This is a genomic window from Pseudomonas sp. Pdm06 (assembly GCF_014851795.1).
In the GTDB taxonomy this organism is placed as follows: Bacteria; Pseudomonadota; Gammaproteobacteria; order Pseudomonadales; family Pseudomonadaceae; genus Aquipseudomonas; species Aquipseudomonas fluorescens_AA.
The window spans coordinates 51,154-68,720 of sequence record NZ_JACVAH010000004.1 but is presented as its reverse complement, the minus strand read 5'-3'; the positions used below and the strand labels follow the sequence as shown (position 1 = coordinate 68,720).

Here is a 17,567-nt window from a genome sequence, read left to right as displayed (position 1 = left end):
TGCCTGAAAAGGGCATGGCACGATAATGGCAGCTTCGATCGCGTAATTTATAGTAATTCTCATATAGATTTAAAGCGTTGGTTTGTATCGGGGTTGATTCGTTCAGTTGACGAGGTGTCGGCCCTGGCTTTTGTGGCGAGCTGGGCCTGTAGGAGCTGACGAGCGGAGCGAGGCTGCGATCTTTCCCCAGACACTTGAGTCTCAAGCGAAAGATCAAAAGATCGCAGGCTTCGCCAGCTCCTACACAGCCCAGCGGGAGCAAGCTCCCTCGCCACAGGGTTCGGGGTCGCTTCGGCTGATTCGCCAACCTGCTACCAAGTGTTTCAAGCCAGTAAATTCCCGTCCAAAGCGCTCGTTTACCAGAACAGCCCCCCGTCCCTGCCCTTCCTGGGACGGGCCCGATATCACCGGCCGGAACCCTGCATGAAACGTCCCCGCCCTACCCGACGCGCCTGGCTTCTCACCTTCGCCCTGCTTCCGGCCGTGGCCTTCGCCGCGTGGCAAGCGGTCGTGCCCAGCCGCGCGCCCCTGGTCACCGCGCCCGTCACCCGTGGCGATATCGAAAACAGCGTCACCGCCCTGGGCACTCTGCAACCGCGGCGTTATGTCGACGTCGGCGCCCAGGCGTCCGGGCAGATCCAGAAGATTCACGTGGAGGCCGGCGACGAGGTGCGCGAAGGCCAACTGCTGGTGGAAATCGACCCGTCCACGCAAAAAGCCAAGCTCGACGCCGGGCGTTTTTCGATCGAGAACCTCAAGGCCCAGCTTCAGGAGCAGCGTGCCCAGCACGACCTGGCGCAGCAGAAATTCCGCCGCCAGCAGCAACTCAAGGCCGGCGGCGCCACCCGCGAGGAAGACGTGCAGACCGCCCAGGCCGAAGTGCGGGCGACCCAGGCGCGCATCGACATGTTCCAGGCCCAGATCCGCCAGGCCCAGGCCAGCCTGCGCAGCGACGAGGCCGAGCTGGGCTACACGCGCATCTATGCGCCGATGAGCGGCACCGTGGTCGCCGTCGGTGCCCGGGAAGGCCAGACCCTCAACGCCCAGCAGCAAACCCCGCTGATCCTGCGCATCGCCCGGCTGTCGCCGATGACGGTCTGGGCCGAAGTCTCGGAAGCCGACATCGGCCATGTCAAGCCGGGCATGACCGCCTACTTCACCACCCTGGCCGGCGGCAGCCGTCGCTGGAGCAGCACCGTTCGCCAGATCCTCCCCGTGCCACCGCGCCCGCTGGAGGCCAGCCAGGGCGGCAGCCCCACCGGAGGCCGCAGCGGCAGTGAGCGGGTGGTGCTCTACACCGTGTTGCTGGACGTCGACAACGCCGACCGCGCGCTGATGACCGACATGACCGCCCAGGTGTTTTTCGTCGCCGCCCAGGCCAAGGACGTGCTGACCGTGCCCATCGCCGCCCTGCAGGACGCCGACCAGGTGCGGGTGCTGGCCGACAATGGCGACGTCCAGCCACGCACCGTTCGCACCGGCGTCAGCGATCGGCTGCGCACGCAGATTGTCGACGGCCTGAGCGAAGGCGACCGGGTGCTGATCGGCCCCGCCAGCGGCAGCGGAGGCTGAATGGACACGCCCCTGATCGAACTGCGGGACATTCGCAAGGCCTACGGCGGTGGCGACAGCCCTCGGGTGGAGGTGCTGTGCGGCATCGATTTGTCCATTCACGCCGGGGAATTCCTGGCGATTGTCGGCGCGTCCGGCTCCGGTAAATCCACCCTGATGAACATCCTCGGCTGCCTGGACCGCCCCACCAGCGGTGAGTACCGTTTCGCCGGCGAAGACGTCGCCGGCCTGGGCAGTGACGAGCTGGCCTGGCTGCGGCGCGAAGCATTCGGCTTCGTGTTCCAGGGCTATCACCTGATTCCTTCCGGCACCGCCCAGGAAAACGTCGAGATGCCGGCCATCTATGCCGGCACCTCCGCCGCCGAGCGCCACGCCCGGGCCAGCGCACTGCTCGACCGCCTGGGCCTGGCCAGCCGCACCGGCAACCGCCCCCATCAACTCTCCGGTGGCCAGCAGCAGCGGGTGTCGATTGCCCGGGCCTTGATGAACGGCGGCCACATCATCCTCGCTGACGAACCCACCGGCGCCCTCGACAGCCAGAGCGGCATCGAGGTCATGGCGTTGCTCGACGAACTGGCGAGCCAGGGCCACGTGGTGATCCTGATCACCCACGACCGCGAAGTGGCGGCCCGGGCCAAGCGCATCATCGAGATCCGCGATGGGCTGATCATCAGTGACAGCGCCCCCTCTCTGCCACACGAGGTGCACGCCAACCCAAAAGCCCTGCAAGCCGTGGACATGCGCCAGCGCCTGAGCGCCGGCAGCGAACACAACGGCGCCTGGAAAGGCGAGCTGGTGGACGCGGTACAGGCGGCGTGGCGGGTGATGTGGATCAATCGCTTTCGCACCGCCCTGACCCTGCTCGGCATTGTCATCGGCGTGGCCTCGGTGGTGGTGATGCTGGCCGTGGGCGAAGGCAGCAAGCGCCAGGTCATGGCCCAGATGGGCGCGTTCGGCTCGAACATCATCTACCTCAACGGCAGCGCGCCCACACCCCGAGCCGCCAAGGGCATCATCAGCGAATACGACCTGGCCGCCCTCGCCGACCTGCCCGAAGTGCAGCGCACCATGCCGGTCAACGGTGCCGAAGCCAGCGTGCGTTTCGGCAACCTCGACCACACCAGCTACGTTGGCGGCAACGACACGAATTTCCCGGCCATCTTCAATTGGCCGGTGGCCGAGGGCAATTACTTCAGCGACGCCGATGAACGCGGCGCGGCGGCGGTGGCGGTGATCGGCCACAAGGTCCGACAGAAACTGCTCAAGGACGTCGCCGACCCCATCGGCCGCTACATCCTGATCGAGAACATGCCGTTCCAGGTGGTCGGCGTACTGGCGGAAAAAGGCGCCAGCTCCGGGGATTCGGACGCCGACAATCGCATCGCCGTGCCCTACTCCGCCGCCAGCGTGCGGTTGTTCGGCACGCGCCATCCCGAATACGTGGTGATCGCCGCCCGGGACGCGGGCAAGGTCAAGGAGGCCGAACAGGCGGTCTCCCGCACCCTGTTGCGCCTGCACGACGGCAAGCAGGATTTCGAACTGACCAACAACGCCGCGATGATCCAGGCCGAGGCCCGCACCCAGGGCACGCTGTCGCTGATGCTCGGGGCCATCGCGGCGATTTCGCTGTTGGTGGGCGGCATCGGCGTGATGAACATCATGCTCATGACCGTGCGCGAACGGACTCGCGAGATCGGTATCCGCATGGCCACCGGCGCCCGGCAACGCGACATCCTGCGCCAGTTCCTCACCGAAGCGGTGATGCTCTCGGTGGTCGGCGGGCTCGCCGGTATCGGCCTGGCCTTGCTGGTGGGCGGTGCCTTATTGCTGGGCAAGATCGCCGTGGCCTTCGAATGGCTGGCGGTGTTCGGCGCCTTCGGCTGCGCCCTGGTCACCGGCGTTGTCTTCGGCTTCATGCCCGCCCGCAAGGCCGCCCGCCTCGACCCGGTCGCGGCCCTCACCAGTGAATGAACCCCACCCTATGAAAGCGCACCTGACCCTCCTGGCCGCCAGCCTGTTGCTGGCAGCCTGCGCCACCCCTGCGTCGGCACCGGACAGCGGCATCCAACCGCCACCGGCCTGGCAACACCTCGATACGCCCAGCGCCCAAGCGGATAACCAGCAATGGTGGACGCACTTCGGCAGCCCGCCATTGAACCGTTTGATCGAACAGGCGCGCCGGGACAGCCACGACCTGGCCGCCGCCATGGCCCGGGTGCGCCAGGCCCAGGCCAGCGCGGTGATCACCGGGGCGCCGTTGCTGCCGGCGGTCACGGCCGGGCTCAACGGCAATCGCCAGGAATTGTTGCACGGCAAAGGCTACAGCCAACTGGACGTCGACCGGGACAACCGCACCATCGACTACTACGACGCCAACCTCAGCGCCACCTATGAGCTGGACTTCTGGGGCGGCAAGCGGGCGGCCCGGGACAGTGCGCTGAGCACGTTGTCGGCCAGCCAGTTCGACCGGGCGACCGTGGAGTTGACCCTGCTCAGTGGCGTCGCCAACAGCTACACCCAGGCGTTGTCCCTGCGCGAGCAACAACGCATCGCCGAACAGAACCTGGACAACGCCCAGCGCGTACTCGACCTGGTCCAGACCCGCTACGACGCCGGTAGCGCCACGGCCCTGGAACTGTCCCAGCAAAAAAGCCTGGTGGCGGCCCAGCAACGCCGCGTGCCCCAAGTGCAGCAACAGGCCCGGGAGGCCGTGATCACCCTGGCGACACTGCTGGGGCAGCCGGTGCAGTCGATCAAGCTCGACGACGACCGTTTCGACCGCCTGCACTGGCCCGCCATCGACGCCGGCGTGCCCAGCGAACTGCTGCGCCGCCGCCCGGACATCGCCGCCGCCGAAGCGCGCCTCGCTGCCGCCCAGGCCGACATCACCGTGGCCCGCGCCGCCATGCTGCCCACCGCGACCCTCGGCCTGAGCCTGGCCACCGGCGCCGACATCGCCGACCAGTTGCTGCGCAACAACGTCTACAACCTCACCGCCGGCCTGGCCGCGCCGATCTTCAACAACGGCCGCCTGAGTGCCGAACGGGACAAAGCCACCGCCCGCCAGGAGGAACTGCTGGAGCTCTATCGTGCAGCCATCATCAACGGCTTCGCCGACGTCGAAAAAGCCCTCAACGGCATCCATGGCCTGGACCAGCAACGGCAATGGCAAAGCGAAGAACTGCACCAGGCCCAGACCGCCTTCGACATCGCCCAGCGCCGCTACCAGGCCGGCGCCGAAGACCTGCTCACCGTGCTGGAAACCCAACGCACGCTGTACGCCGCCCAGGACATGAACGTGCAGTTAAGGCTGGCGCGGGTACAGGCGAGCGTGGCGCTGTACAAGGCGTTGGGTGGGGGTTGGCGGGTGATGTAGGCCTCGAACACACTTTCAAGCCATGAGACAAACGAAGGAGAGGGAAACTCATCCCCTGTGGGAGCAAGGCTTGCCCGCGATCAAGGCGACACGGTTTCCGGAGACCGAGGTGCCTGCATCGCGGGCAAGCCTTGCTCCCACAGTTTTGCCCTGGGGATCCAGCAGATGGTCGAGCTGAGTGATACCTGTGGCGAGGGAGCTTGCTCCCGCTGGGCCTGTAGGAGCTGACGAGCGGAGCGAGGCTGCGATCTTTCCCCAGACACTTGAGTCTCAAGCGAAAGATCAAAAGATCGCAGGCTTCGCCAGCTCCTACACGCCCAGCGGGAGCAAGCTCCCTCGCCACAGATAATTCCCGTTCCTACAAAGGGTGTTCGGCTTTGGTTCTGTTTATCCGGCCATGTAGGACTCCCGAGCGAGGCTACATCGCCTTGCGCCGTTACCTACAACTGCGCCAGAATCCGCCGGCTTGTGCGCCTGGCACCCCATCGATAACTTGTTCCCTGTCACTGTTCATCAGTGATCGGGTCTGCAAGCCCGACGAATATCAGGCGCATAGCCAAAGGTCGACACATCTGTGTTCGTTCCATGGCGGCTATGTGTGGGAGACCTTCGGGTCTGCCGGGTTCCTGATTTCCCGGTCTTGCAGACCCGCGCATAGCTGCCACCCATCATCTGCAAGTGATGTCTGGCAGCGCCCTTTGAATAATCAGGAGCTGCACCATGTTCAAGATCACCCCCAATCCCCCCGCAGACGACTCCAAAAAACTCGACGAAGCCGCCGACCGCGCCCTCGCCTTTTACCTCGACCCCAAACCCGAAAAACCCAATCCAGCACCGGGCCAGTTGTTCACTGTTGCAGAAGGCGCGGACATGGAATGCCTGCTGGCCAACCTCAGCGAAACCCTCGCTTCGGTCAACGTCATGGCAAGTGAGCAGGCCTTTGAACTGGAAGGCTCGCGGCGCCATTTTGCGCTGGGCATCCAGCAAATGATCGAGTTGGCAGAACTGTTGGCAAACCGAGCCCTGGACATCGCCGCACCGCGCTAAACGCACTCAAGCCAAGTGATACCTGTGGCGAGGGAGCTTGCTCCCGCTGGGCCTGTAGGAGCTGACGAGCGGAGCGAGGCTGCGATCTTTCCCCAGACACTTGAGTCTCAAGCGAAAGATCAAAAGATCGCAGGCTTCGCCAGCTCCTACATAGCCCAGCGGGAGCAAGCTCCCTCGCCACAACGGCGTTCACTTCAGCTTTTTGGGATGGCGGGATTTACACCGGCTTGCTCTTGAGATTGCGCGCATACCACGGCCGTTGCGGCACGCGGCGGAACAGTTCGGAGAGCTTTTTGTCATCGCTGCCGAAGGTGATGCGCAAGGCCAGTTTCATGGTTTCCGGGTCCATCTCCACCGAGCGCCCAACCTGCAGCCCCGGCGTGGTGCTGCAACCGTGGGTGTCCGGGCCCAGCCAGGGGTCGGCGATTTCGACCCAGCGGCCCGGGGCGAACCAGGGCACACCGTTGACCTCGAGCCGGCTCACTTCCCCCGGATGGAAACGCTCGTGGGCGCGGAACCAGTCTTCGAGGCGGTCGTCGATCCAGCCGTGGAAGGCCCAGAACACCGGGCTCACGTGGGAAGAAAACGGATCGCCGAGAAAGTCATTCTCCGGGGCGTACCAGCGCTGGGCGAAGTCCGCCGGGTCACGGGCGAACGGCACCGGGTGGCCGTTGGACGGGTCACGCGGCACCGAGGCCCAGCGCATGTGCAGCCAGTCGTGCAGGCCCAGTTCCACTTCCGAACCAAACTGGCCCAGGGTCAGTTTCGACAGGTAGCGCGGGTCGCGGTAACGCGATTCCCAGACCTGGAAATTGCTGTGGTAGGTCTCGGCGGTCTTGATGTCGCTGACCCACTGGGCGTACTGCTCGTCGCCATCGGCCAGCCAGGTCGGCGGCAAGGACGTGCCATCGTGGTTATCGAGGTAGCGGGCGAACCCCAGGCGATCGCGTTCCAGCTCCGGTTGCGGCAAGGGAAAGCGCGGCCACGACGGCAGTGCCTGGAACGATCGGGCGGTGCCGAGCATGTGCCGGTGCATGAAAAAGAAGTCCACGCCCGAGCCATTGCGATCCTTGCGCGGCCCGCGGGCATCACGCTCCCGGTCCCGTGGGCCGGGCTGCCAGCCGATGCCGCGCAGGGCGTTGCGCTTGTCTTCGTCCAGGGTGTGCCATTTGTCCCGCGACGCATGCCAGAGCTGGTGAAACAGCCGATGCTCGGGCGACACCAGCCAGGCCAGCAGCGCCGGGCTCAGCGGCGTGCGCTCCCGCGCCTCGGGGAAGCGCTGCTTGACGGCGATGAAGTGATTGTCCTGTTCAAGCAACGCCAAGGGACGGTCCAGGCGCAACACCCGGCCGCTGAGGGTGGCGCTGCCGGCATTGCCGAAACCGGCCCAGACTTCGTCCAGGGTCATGATGAATTCATAGTCCGGCGCATCGTGCCGAGCGCCCATCAGCCGCCAGCTCAGTTGCTTCGGGTCGGTTCCGGCCAGGTCGCCCAACACCCGATAACGCGGCTCATCGGCACCGCGTAAACGTTCGGCGCTGTCGAGGTAACCCACCAGGCCACGGCCCCTCTGGCCGATATCGAGGAAGATCTGCAGATCGTCCTGCGGCAAGCCTTCGAGACCGGCGTCGCGGCCGGTGAAACGGATCGTCCAGATGCCCCGCAACGTATCGGCCCGGCGCTGGCCCGCCACGTCCGCCACGTCGAACGAGGCCTCGCCGGGGGTAATGGTCGGGTCCGGCCGGGTCAGTTCGCGATGCCCGTAATACACCGCAGGCACGGCGGCACCGGTCAGCGCCAGGCCTGCCATGAACCATCGTCGAGAAATCGTCATTGCCTTACCTGTGTCCAGCCCTGGAGCGGGCTTTATCCAAGCTAGAACGATGGGTGGGCTGACAAATTTATAGGGAGACTGTGAGGGCCTCATCGCGAGCAAGCTTTGCTCCCACAGGGAGAATTTGGAATGCGCTCACCTGTGGGAGCAAAGCTTGCTCGCGATGGCGGCCCCGAGAGCACCTAAATTTCCCGCCCGATCACTCGTTCTTCCCAGATAGCAAAGGCCCCGCGCCTGTCCTTCCAAGGCGAACCTGACTGAGATCGGCAATGACAACACCTCGTTCGAAAAAGGCTCTTTTCATTGGCCTGCCCCTGGCCCTGGCGTTGGCCGTCGGTGCGGGCGTCGCGGCTTGGGACCATTGGTGGCGGGACAACCCCGGCTACCCGGTCAAAGTGATGAAAGAGGCCAGGGAACTGCACGAACGCCTGCTGTCCTTCGACAGCCACATCACCGTGCCGCTGGATTTCGGCACCGCCGGCAATGAAGCCGACAAGGACGGCAGCGGCCAGTTCGACCTGGTCAAAGCCAACCGCGGCCATCTGTCCGGCGCGGCCCTGACGGTGTTCGGCTGGCCGGAGTTGTGGAACGGGCCCAACGCGCCGCACAAGCCCACCGCCGGTTTTGTCGAGGAAGCGCGCAACCAGCAGGAAGTGCGCTACAAGATCATCACCGGCCTGGTCCGGGACTTTCCCAACCAGGTCGCCATCGCCTACACCCCGGATGATTTCCGCCGCCTGCACGGCGAAGGCAAGTTTGCAATCTTCATCAGCATGCTCAACGCCTACCCCCTGGGCCATGACCTGAGCCTGCTGGACCTGTGGACGGCGCGGGGTATGCGCATGTTCGGCTTCAGCTACATCGGCAACAACGACTGGGCCGACTCCTCCCGCCCGCTGCCGTTCTTCAACGACTCGCCCGATGCCCTGGGCGGCCTGTCGGACATCGGCAAGCAAGCGGTGACACGCCTGAACGACCTGGGCGTGATCATCGACGTGTCGCAGATGTCGACCCTGGCCCTGGAACAAGTCGCGCAACTGAGTCGCACGCCGCTGGTGGCCTCTCATTCGGCACCTCGGGCGATGGTGGACATACCGCGCAACCTCAGCGACAAGGAAATGCAACTGATCAAGGCCAGCGGCGGCGTGGTGCAGATCGTCGGTTTCTCCCAGTACCTGCGCCCGCTGACGCAAAAGACCCAGGACAAACTCAACGCCCTACGCGAACGCTTCGACCTGCCGCCACTGCCCAACCTGGCGATGGCGCTGATGCCCGGCGACCCGATCATCGCCGCCTGGCCGGAACAGAAGTTCGGCGAATACGCCGGCCAGCTCTACGGCATCCTCGAAGAAGAACCCAAGGCCAGCCTCAAGGACCTGGGGGACGCCATCGACTACACCGTGCGCAAGATCGGCATCGACCACGTCGGCATCAGCTCGGACTTCAACGAAGGCGGCGGCGTGAAAGGCTGGGAGAACGTCGGCGACATCCGCAACGTCACCGCCGAGCTGCTGACCCGCGGCTACTCCGAAGCCGACATCGCCAAACTGTGGGGCGGCAATTTCCTGCGGGTCTGGGATCAGGTGCAGAAAGCCGCCCGCCCCGCCATCGCCTCGACCCAGAAGGCGGCCCAGCCATGAATGAGCGTCGCACCTTCCTGAAGCAGGCCGGGATCCTCGCCGCCGGCCTGCCCCTGGCCGCCAGCCTGCCCGCCACGGCCAGCACCGATCCGCTGGCACCGCTGCCCAAGAACAAATGGGCGCAATTGCGCTCGCTGTTCAACCAGGACCCGGACTACCTGCACTTCTCCAACTTCCTGGTCACCACCCACCCGCGCCCGGTGCGCGAAGCCATCGACCGGCACCGCGCCGCCCTGGATAAAAACCCGGGGCTGTTGATGGACTGGGACTTGGGCGTCACCGAAGAGCGTGAGGAAAACGTTCGCACCTGGGCCGGCCGCTACCTGCAAGCGAGTCCTGCGCAAATCGCTCTCACCGGCAGCACCACCGAAGGCCTGTCGATCATCTATGGCGGCGTCCACGTGGCGGCCGACCAGGAAATCCTCACCACCGCCCACGAACACTACGCCACCCACACCATTCTCGACCTGCGCACCCAACGCAGCGGCACCCGGGTGCGCAAGATCAAGCTGTTCGACAACGCCCACGACGCCAGCCATGAACAGATCCTCACGACCATCGACCGCAACATCCGCCCCGAAACCCGGGTACTGGGCATGACCTGGGTGCATTCGGGCAGCGGCGTGAAGCTGCCGATCGACAAGATCGGCGCCCTGGTGGACAAGCACAACCAAGGCCGCAGCGATGAACAACGGATCATTTACGTGGTGGACGGCGTGCACGGTTTCGGCGTCGAAGACCTGAGCTTCCCCGCCATGAATTGCGACTTTTTCATTGCCGGCACCCATAAGTGGATGTTCGGCCCACGCGGCACCGGCTTGGTGTGCAGCCGCAGCGAAGAACTCAAGTACGTCACGCCGATCATTCCGACCTTTTCCGAAGCCACGACGTTTTCCACCGTCATGACCCCGGGGGGCTATCACGCCTTCGAGCATCGCTGGGCCGCCGACGAAGCGTTCAAGCTGCACCTGCAACTGGGCAAGGCCGACGTGCAGGCGCGGATCCACGCCCTCAACAGCTACCTGAAAAAACAGCTGGTGGCACAGCCGCAGATCGAGCTGATCACCCCCATGAGCCCGGAGCTGTCCGCCGGCTTCACCTTCTTCCGGATCAAGGGCCGCGACAGCGACGAGGTCGCCGCCTACCTGATGAAGAACCGCGTGATCGCCGACGCCGTGCACCGCGATGCGGGACCGGTGGTCCGCACCGCGCCGGGGTTGCTCAACACCGAAGCCGAGATCGATCGCTTCATGGGGTTGCTGGGCAAAACGCTCTGAGCCGAACCTTTTTGACCTTATCGAGAGAGATGGATGAACAGTTTTTCGCTGAAGCTACTCCCGGCACTGACCCTCGCCGCCCTGCTGCCCTCCGGCGCCCAGGCATCGCAACCGGGCCAGGTCTTTCGCGACTGCAAGGATTGCCCGGAAATGGTCGTGCTGCCCACCGGCACCTTCCAGATGGGCACCCCGGACGACGAAGTGGGACGCGAGCCCGACGAAGGCCCGCTGCACCCGGTGACGTTTGCCAACCCCCTGGCGATCAGTCGCTTCCAGGTGCTCAAGGGCGAATGGTTCGCCTACCTGCGCGACACCGGCTACACCATGCCCGACGGCGATGAACGTCCCGGTCGAGCGTGCAAGGCCGGCATCCCGGACTACCAGGGCAGCGACCCGCGCAAGCAATACACCGACCGACACCCGGCGGTGTGCATGGACTTCGACGAGGCCAATGCCTATGTGGCGTGGCTGTCGAAAAAAACCGGCAAACAATACCGGCTGGTCAGCGAGTCCCTGCGCGAATACGCGGCACGCGGCGGCAGCACCGGGCCGTTCCCCTTCCCGTTCGATGCAGGCAAGGAGTACAGCATCGCCCAGCACGCCAACACCTACGGCGCGGCCGACGGCTACAACTTCACCGCCCCGGCCGGCAGCTTCGCGCCCAACGCCTTCGGCGTGTACGACATGCACGGCAACATCTACGAATGGACCGCCGATTGCTACAACGAAAACTATGTGGGCGCCCCGAGCGACGGCAGCGCCTGGCTGACTGGCAAGTGCGAATTCAAACGCATCCGCGGCAACGACTGGGGCGAGGCGCCGGTGTTCTCCCGCTCCGGCAACCGCAACGCGCTGGTACCGGGCAATCGGGGGGACTGGATCGGTTTTCGGGTGGCGCGGGATATGTAGGCGCCTCTGTGGGAGCAAAGCTTGCTCGCGATGCAGACACCTGGATTTCACAGAAAACCGTATTGCCTTCATCGCGGGCAAGCCTTGCTCCCACAGGATAAATTCCCTTCTCCTCCAATCGTTCTAAAGATGGGCACAACCCAATCCAGCGTGCCTGCGTCCTCCAGCCCATGCGGTGAATGCCCCGCGATGGCCTTCGCCCTTTTCATCTAGCAGGGAAACCTCCATGAGCCAACCAAAACGCGGGGTGATCAATGAATTGTTCACCCTGCTCAAACCCTTTCGGCTGATTGTCATCGGCGCCATCCTGCTGGGCATGGTCGGTGGCCTGAGCGTGACCGTGCTGCTGGCGACCATCAACAAGGTGCTGCACGCCGACGGCGGGCTGAGCCACACCGTGGTGGGCGTGTTCGCCGGGTTGTGCCTGCTGGCCCTGGTCAGTTCCATCTGTTCCGACATCGGCACCAACTACGTCGGCCAGAAGATCATCGCCAAGCTGCGCAAGGAGCTGGGGGAAAAAGTCCTGTCGGCGCCCATCCAGCAGATCGAACGCTACCGCAGCCATCGCCTGATCCCGGTGCTGACCCACGACGTCGACACCATCAGCGATTTCGCCTTCGCCTTCGCCCCCCTGGCCATTTCCCTGACCGTCACCCTCGGCTGCATGGGTTACCTGGCCATGCTGTCGTGGCCGATGTTCCTGATGATGGTCGTGGCGATAGTCATCGGCACCGTGGTCCAGTACATCGCCCGCGGTCGTGGGATCAAGGGCTTCATGGAGGCTCGCGATTCCGAGGACGAATTGCAGAAGCACTACAACGCCATCGCCGAAGGCGCCAAGGAACTGCGTATCCATCGCCCCCGGCGGCAACGCATGTTCGTCTCGGGCATCGAACACACCGCCGACAAGATCTGCGACACGCAGATCCGCTCGGTGAACATTTTCGTGATCGCCAAGACCTTCGGCTCGATGCTGTTCTTCGTGGTGATCGGCCTGGCCCTGGCCCTGCAATCGCTGTGGCCGAGCGCCGACAAGGCGGTGATGAGTGGTTTCGTGCTGGTGTTGCTGTACATGAAAGGCCCGCTGGAACACCTGATCGGCACCCTGCCGATCGTCAGCCGCGCGCAGATCGCCTTCCGCCGCATCGCCGAATTGTCGGAACAGTTTTCATCCCCTGAACCGCACCTGTTGCTCAACGACCAAGGCCAGCCGAAAACCCCGGTGCAGACCCTGGAACTGAGCAATGTGGCCTACAGCTTCCCGGCGGTGGAAGGCGCCACGCCGTTCCGCCTGGGACCGGTGAACCTGAAGATCGACCAGGGCGACATCGTGTTCATCGTGGGTGAAAACGGCTGTGGCAAAACCACGCTGATCAAGCTGCTGCTGGGCCTGTACGCACCGCAGCAAGGAGAAATCCGCCTCAACGACCACGTCGTGACAGCCGTGACCCGCGACGATTATCGCCAGTTGTTCACGACGATTTTTGCCGATTACTACCTGTTCGACGACATCGTCCAGGGCGACACCCATATCCCGGACGACGCCAATAAATACCTGCAACGCCTGGAGATCGCCCACAAGGTCAGCGTGCGCGACGGCGCCTTCACCACCACCGACCTGTCCACCGGCCAACGCAAGCGCCTGGCACTGGTCAATGCGTGGCTGGAAGAACGCCCGGTGCTGGTGTTCGACGAATGGGCCGCCGACCAGGACCCGACCTTCCGGCGGATTTTCTACACCGAGCTGCTGCCGGACCTCAAGCGCCTGGGCAAGACCATCATCGTGATTTCCCACGACGACCGTTACTTCGACGTGGCCGACCAATTGGTGCGCATGGAAGCCGGCCGGGTGGTCACCGAACTGCAATCCGCGTAAATAATCACGATTCTCATTCTGGTTTTTTCTGGGTCGTGCGTCCTAATTAAGAATTGATGACAACTACACCCCTATTAAAACTAAAACCTGCAAGAGTGAAACACATGCCAGCAACTCCGGGGATTCCACGTTTTACCAAGGCACTGATCATGCGCCGCCTGCTGCAACCAGGCTTCAGCGCCACCGCATTCAGCCTGGCCTTGGCCATGCCGTTCAGCGCACAGGTCCAGGCACAGGAAGTCGATCTCAACATTCCGGCGCAGTCGCTGGCGAGCGCCCTGCAGGCATTGAGCAATCAATCGAACATGCAAGTGCTCTATAGTGCCGATGATGTCCAGGGCCTGCGCAGCCAACCGGTCAGCGGCCGGTTGTCGCCGGCTCAAGCGTTGTCGCAGATGCTGGTGGGGACCGGCGTCATGTTCACCATCCAGGGCAACACGGTCAGCGTGCGCGCCAGGAAGGCCGGGGATTCGCTGGAACTGGGCGCCACGACCATCACCGGTAAATCCGCGGAATCCGCCTACGGCCCGGTGGACGGCTACGTGGCCACCCGCAGCGCCACCGGCACCAAGACCGACACGCCGATCCTGGAGATCCCGCAGACCATCAACGTGGTCACCGCCGAGCAGGTCGCCACCCAGGGCGCACGCAACCTGACCCAGGCCTTGCGCTACACGCCGGGCCTGAACACCGGCGGCTTCACCGACCGCAACGCCATCGCCGACGAAATCACCAGCCGGGGTTTCTCGCCCACGCCGCTATACCTCGACGGTGCCTACCTGCCCTATGCCGGCAGCCTCGGCGGCGCGCCGCAAATCGACCCGTACACCCTGGAGCGCATCGAAGTGCTCAAGGGCCCCTCGTCGGTGCTGTACGGGCAGAACCAGCCCGGCGGCCTGATCAACATGGTCTCCAAGCGCCCGACCACGGAACAGCGCAGCCAGATCAAGCTGGGCGCGGGCAGCTACAACCGGGTCAACGGCGCGTTCGACACCAGCGGCCCGATCGACGACCAGAAGGAATTCAGCTACCGCGTCATCGGCGTGGCGAAAAAAGGCAACCAACAGGTCGATCACACCCACAGCGAACGCATGCTGCTGGCACCGAGCCTGACCTGGGCGCCCAACGAAGACACCTCGCTGACCGTGCTGGCGCAGATCCAGCGCGACGATGGCCTGGAGGACTATCAGGCGCTGCCGCGGATCGGTTCCCTGGAGCGCGGCCCCAACGGCCAGCGGATCGACCGGGACTTCTTCTCCGGCGACACGCGGTGGAACGACTACAAGCGTGATCAGTTCATCCTGGGCTACGACTTCAGCCACAACATCACCGACGACCTGAAATTCCGCTCCACTGCGCGTTACACCGATGTGCGCGACCAGTACCGGGGCTTCTACCTGCGCAGCTTCGTCACCACCGGTGGCGTCACTGACCAGACCCAGGCCAACCGGGTAAAACTTGACTGGCAACAGCACAACACCGCCTACACCGTCGATAACAACGTGGAATACAAATTCAATACCGGCGCCCTGGAACACACCACCCTGGCGGGCGTGGACTATCGGCATTTCAACCGTAAGTACGATGGTTACAACGCCTACAACGTCGTGCCGATCGACCTGTACGGCAATAACAACAACTACGACACCGGCAGCGTAACCCCAACGCTGGACACCCAGTGGGACAACACCGTTCGCCAGACCGGCGTCTACCTGCAGGACCAGATCAAGCTGGACAAGTGGATCCTGACCGTGGGTGGTCGCCAGGACTGGGCCGAAGTGGACAACAAGGACCTGCTGGCGGGCACCGTCTCCTCACTGCGTGACAACAAGTTCACCGGCCGGATTGGCCTGACCTATGTCACCGATTTCGGCCTGGCGCCCTATATCAGCTACTCCGAGTCCTTCCTGCCGACCGTGGGCACAGACGCCGCTGGCGAGTCGTTCAAGCCGACCGAAGGCGAGCAATACGAAGTGGGCGTGAAGTACCAGCCGTTCGACAAGACGATGATTACCGCCTCGGTGTTCCAGATCAAACAGAAGAACCTGGTCACCGCCGACCCCGCCGATCCGCAGAACTCGATCCAGTCGGGCCAGGTGCGTTCACGGGGCGTTGAACTGGAAGTCAAATCCACCGTCGACAACATCGACGTCATGGCCGCCGCCACCTACCTCGACTCGTTCTACACCAAGGACAACTACGGCAACGAGGGCAACCGCAGCGAGCAACAGGCACCGTTCTCCGCCACGCTGTGGGTCGACTACCACTTCACCCAGGCCGTTCTCAATGGCCTGACCTTCGGTGCAGGCGCCCGCCACACCGGCCGCAAGCCGGGCGACGCGGCCAACTCGTTCGACGTACCGGCCTTCACCGTGTTCGACACCACCATCAGCTATGACATGGGCAAGGCCACCTCGAGCCTGCGTGGCGTCACCACCAGCCTGAACGTGCAGAACGTCTTCGACCGCGAGTACGTGTCCCACTGCAACTACTCGTTCGGCTGCTACTACGGCCAGGAACGCGTGGCCTCGCTGGACGTGACCTACGACTTCTAAACAACACCCAAAACCGGGCCTGGCCCTAATGCCAGTCAGTTAAGGATCAAACGACTCAAAACCTGTGGGAGCAAAGCTTGCTCGCGATGGCGGCGGACCAGTCAATGACATTGTCGACTGGCACCCCCCAATCGCGAGCAAGCTTTGCTCCCACGGGTTTGGGGATTAACTGACCGGCATTAGGCCTGGCCCGGTTTTTTTATGCCTGCCAATCCTGAAACCCTCCCACAGAGGATGTGTGGCATATGCAAATCCTGAGACCACCCCAAAACAACTGTGGGAGCGAGCTTGCTCGCGATGGCGGTGGATCAGCAAAATAATCTTGGCTGACACTCCGCTATCGCGAGCAAGCTCGCTCCCACAAGGGATTGTGGTGTTTCAGGCGGTGAGTGCACTCCGCAAGGCTTGGCTCAATTGCGCGTACACCTCGTCAATCTCCGGTACCACGCTCTGCAAGCGCAGGTAGTCGTGGATCAGGCCGGTGTATTCGATCAGTTCCACGCTCACCCCCTGCGCCTGCAAACGCCGGGCGTAAGCGCGGCCTTCGTCGAGCAGCGGGTCATGGCCGGCCAGGGCGATCAGGGCCGGGGCCAGGCCTGGGCAACCGGGCGCCAGCAACGGCGAGAAACGCCAGTCCAGGCGATCGGTGGGCTCATTGGCGTAGTGCCGGTAGAACCACTCGAGGGTTTCGCTCTCCAGCAGATACCCTTCGCCGAACAGCTCGGTGGACGGGCTGCTGGTGGACGCATCGGTCACCGGGTAACAGAGCAACTGAAAGCACGGCTGGATCGCCAGGGAGGCCGGTTCCAGGGCCGCTTGCAGCGCCAGCACCGTCGCCAGTGTCGCGCCGACGCTGTCCCCGCCGAACGCCACACGGCTGACGTCCAGGCCTTCGGCGCGAGCCTGCCGGGCCAGCCAGTCGAGGGCGTCGGCACCGTCGTTCAGCGGGGTCGGGAAGGTGTGTTCCGGGGCCAGGCGATAGCCCACCGACAACACCACGCACGGTGTCCGGGCGCAGAATTCGCGGCAGACGCCGTCGTGGGATGCCAGGCTGCCGACCACATAGCCGCCGCCGTGAAAATACACCAGCACCGGCAGCGTCTGGGCCGAAGCCGTGGCGGGACGATACAGACGCAGCGCCAGCGTCGCGCCGTCACGGGCGGTGACTGCGTGAGCGGCGCACTGCACATCCGCCGGAGCGTCCCAGCGCAATTGCCCGGTGGTGCGCTCGAACGCCTCGCGGGCCTGGGCCGGCGTCGACAGGTGAAACGGCCCGGGGCCGTCGGCCTGGCTTTCTTCGGCCAGGTCGAGAAAGGCGTTGAGTTCCGGATGCAAGGACATCGCAGGGGTTCCTTATGTAAAACCATGGGTAAAAGATGAGCCACTCAGACTCATGCAAAACCCTGTGGTGAGGGGATTTAGCGAAACGCCATACGTCCCGCTGAATTGCGCTCTGTAGGAGCTGCCGAAGGCTGCGATCT

Annotated in this window: 11 protein-coding genes; 9 read left to right on the top strand and 2 right to left on the bottom strand. The window is 64.0% G+C overall.

Annotated elements, in window-relative coordinates; translation table 11 throughout:
* The first annotated feature begins 423 nt into the window (after window positions 1–423).
* The 4 genes from IB266_RS07980 (at window position 424) to IB266_RS07965 (ending at window position 5,995) form a co-directional block, all read left to right on the top strand.
* Window positions 424–1,572, top strand: coding sequence for an efflux RND transporter periplasmic adaptor subunit (locus IB266_RS07980; RefSeq protein WP_192260844.1), 1,149 nt, complete (start codon window positions 424–426; stop codon window positions 1,570–1,572).
* Entirely contained in the window at window positions 1,573–3,543 is a 1,971-nt protein-coding gene (locus tag IB266_RS07975) for a MacB family efflux pump subunit (RefSeq protein ID WP_192260843.1), read from the top strand.
* A 10-nt stretch (window positions 3,544–3,553) separates the two neighbouring features.
* Complete coding sequence (locus tag IB266_RS07970) at window positions 3,554–4,948, top strand: efflux transporter outer membrane subunit (protein ID WP_192260842.1); 1,395 nt, start codon at window positions 3,554–3,556, stop codon at window positions 4,946–4,948.
* A gap of 720 nt (window positions 4,949–5,668) precedes the next feature.
* Window positions 5,669–5,995, top strand: coding sequence for a DUF6124 family protein (locus tag IB266_RS07965; RefSeq protein ID WP_192260841.1), 327 nt, complete (start codon window positions 5,669–5,671; stop codon window positions 5,993–5,995).
* 217 nt (window positions 5,996–6,212) lie between these two features.
* Here the strand turns inward: IB266_RS07965 and IB266_RS07960 are convergent, their stop codons facing one another.
* On the bottom strand, window positions 6,213–7,829 hold the full coding sequence (locus IB266_RS07960; RefSeq protein ID WP_060741402.1) for a hypothetical protein: 1,617 nt from the start codon (window positions 7,827–7,829) through the stop codon (window positions 6,213–6,215).
* Between the two features lie 269 nt (window positions 7,830–8,098).
* On the opposite strand from IB266_RS07960, the gene pvdM reads away from it, so the two are divergent.
* The 5 genes from pvdM to IB266_RS07935 all read left to right on the top strand — a co-directional run bounded on the left by pvdM (window position 8,099) and on the right by IB266_RS07935 (window position 16,086).
* On the top strand, window positions 8,099–9,469 hold the full coding sequence (gene pvdM, locus IB266_RS07955) for a pyoverdine-tailoring dipeptidase-like protein PvdM (RefSeq protein WP_192260840.1): 1,371 nt from the start codon (window positions 8,099–8,101) through the stop codon (window positions 9,467–9,469).
* Entirely contained in the window at window positions 9,466–10,746 is a 1,281-nt protein-coding gene (locus IB266_RS07950) for an aminotransferase class V-fold PLP-dependent enzyme (protein ID WP_192260839.1), read from the top strand. Before pvdM ends, IB266_RS07950 begins: the two co-directional genes overlap by 4 nt.
* Before the next feature lie 33 nt (window positions 10,747–10,779).
* Window positions 10,780–11,655: a formylglycine-generating enzyme family protein gene (locus IB266_RS07945; protein WP_192260838.1), complete on the top strand. Its 876-nt coding sequence runs from the start codon at window positions 10,780–10,782 to the stop codon at window positions 11,653–11,655.
* A gap of 226 nt (window positions 11,656–11,881) precedes the next feature.
* The gene (locus IB266_RS07940; RefSeq protein ID WP_103309315.1) at window positions 11,882–13,531 is read left to right on the top strand and encodes a cyclic peptide export ABC transporter; all 1,650 of its coding nucleotides are present in this window, start codon (window positions 11,882–11,884) and stop codon (window positions 13,529–13,531) included.
* Window positions 13,532–13,635: 104 nt separating this feature from the next.
* Window positions 13,636–16,086 (top strand): TonB-dependent siderophore receptor, encoded by a 2,451-nt coding sequence (locus IB266_RS07935; protein WP_192260837.1) that lies wholly within the window; start codon window positions 13,636–13,638, stop codon window positions 16,084–16,086.
* 378 nt (window positions 16,087–16,464) lie between these two features.
* On the opposite strand, the gene IB266_RS07930 is transcribed toward IB266_RS07935, so the two are convergent.
* The gene (locus IB266_RS07930; protein WP_192260836.1) at window positions 16,465–17,427 is read right to left on the bottom strand and encodes an alpha/beta hydrolase; all 963 of its coding nucleotides are present in this window, start codon (window positions 17,425–17,427) and stop codon (window positions 16,465–16,467) included.
* Window positions 17,428–17,567 lie beyond the last annotated feature (140 nt).

Coding starts and splice junctions, on each gene's coding strand:
- IB266_RS07940 (WP_103309315.1), top strand. CDS start 11,882: ATGAGCCAACCAAAACGCGGGGTGATCAATGAATTGTTCACCCTGCTC.
- IB266_RS07945 (WP_192260838.1), top strand. CDS start 10,780: ATGAACAGTTTTTCGCTGAAGCTACTCCCGGCACTGACCCTCGCCGCC.
- IB266_RS07980 (WP_192260844.1), top strand. CDS start 424: ATGAAACGTCCCCGCCCTACCCGACGCGCCTGGCTTCTCACCTTCGCC.
- IB266_RS07960 (WP_060741402.1), bottom strand. CDS start 7,829: ATGACGATTTCTCGACGATGGTTCATGGCAGGCCTGGCGCTGACCGGT.
- IB266_RS07965 (WP_192260841.1), top strand. CDS start 5,669: ATGTTCAAGATCACCCCCAATCCCCCCGCAGACGACTCCAAAAAACTC.
- IB266_RS07930 (WP_192260836.1), bottom strand. CDS start 17,427: ATGTCCTTGCATCCGGAACTCAACGCCTTTCTCGACCTGGCCGAAGAA.
- pvdM (WP_192260840.1), top strand. CDS start 8,099: ATGACAACACCTCGTTCGAAAAAGGCTCTTTTCATTGGCCTGCCCCTG.
- IB266_RS07950 (WP_192260839.1), top strand. CDS start 9,466: ATGAATGAGCGTCGCACCTTCCTGAAGCAGGCCGGGATCCTCGCCGCC.
- IB266_RS07935 (WP_192260837.1), top strand. CDS start 13,636: ATGCCAGCAACTCCGGGGATTCCACGTTTTACCAAGGCACTGATCATG.
- IB266_RS07975 (WP_192260843.1), top strand. CDS start 1,573: ATGGACACGCCCCTGATCGAACTGCGGGACATTCGCAAGGCCTACGGC.
- IB266_RS07970 (WP_192260842.1), top strand. CDS start 3,554: ATGAAAGCGCACCTGACCCTCCTGGCCGCCAGCCTGTTGCTGGCAGCC.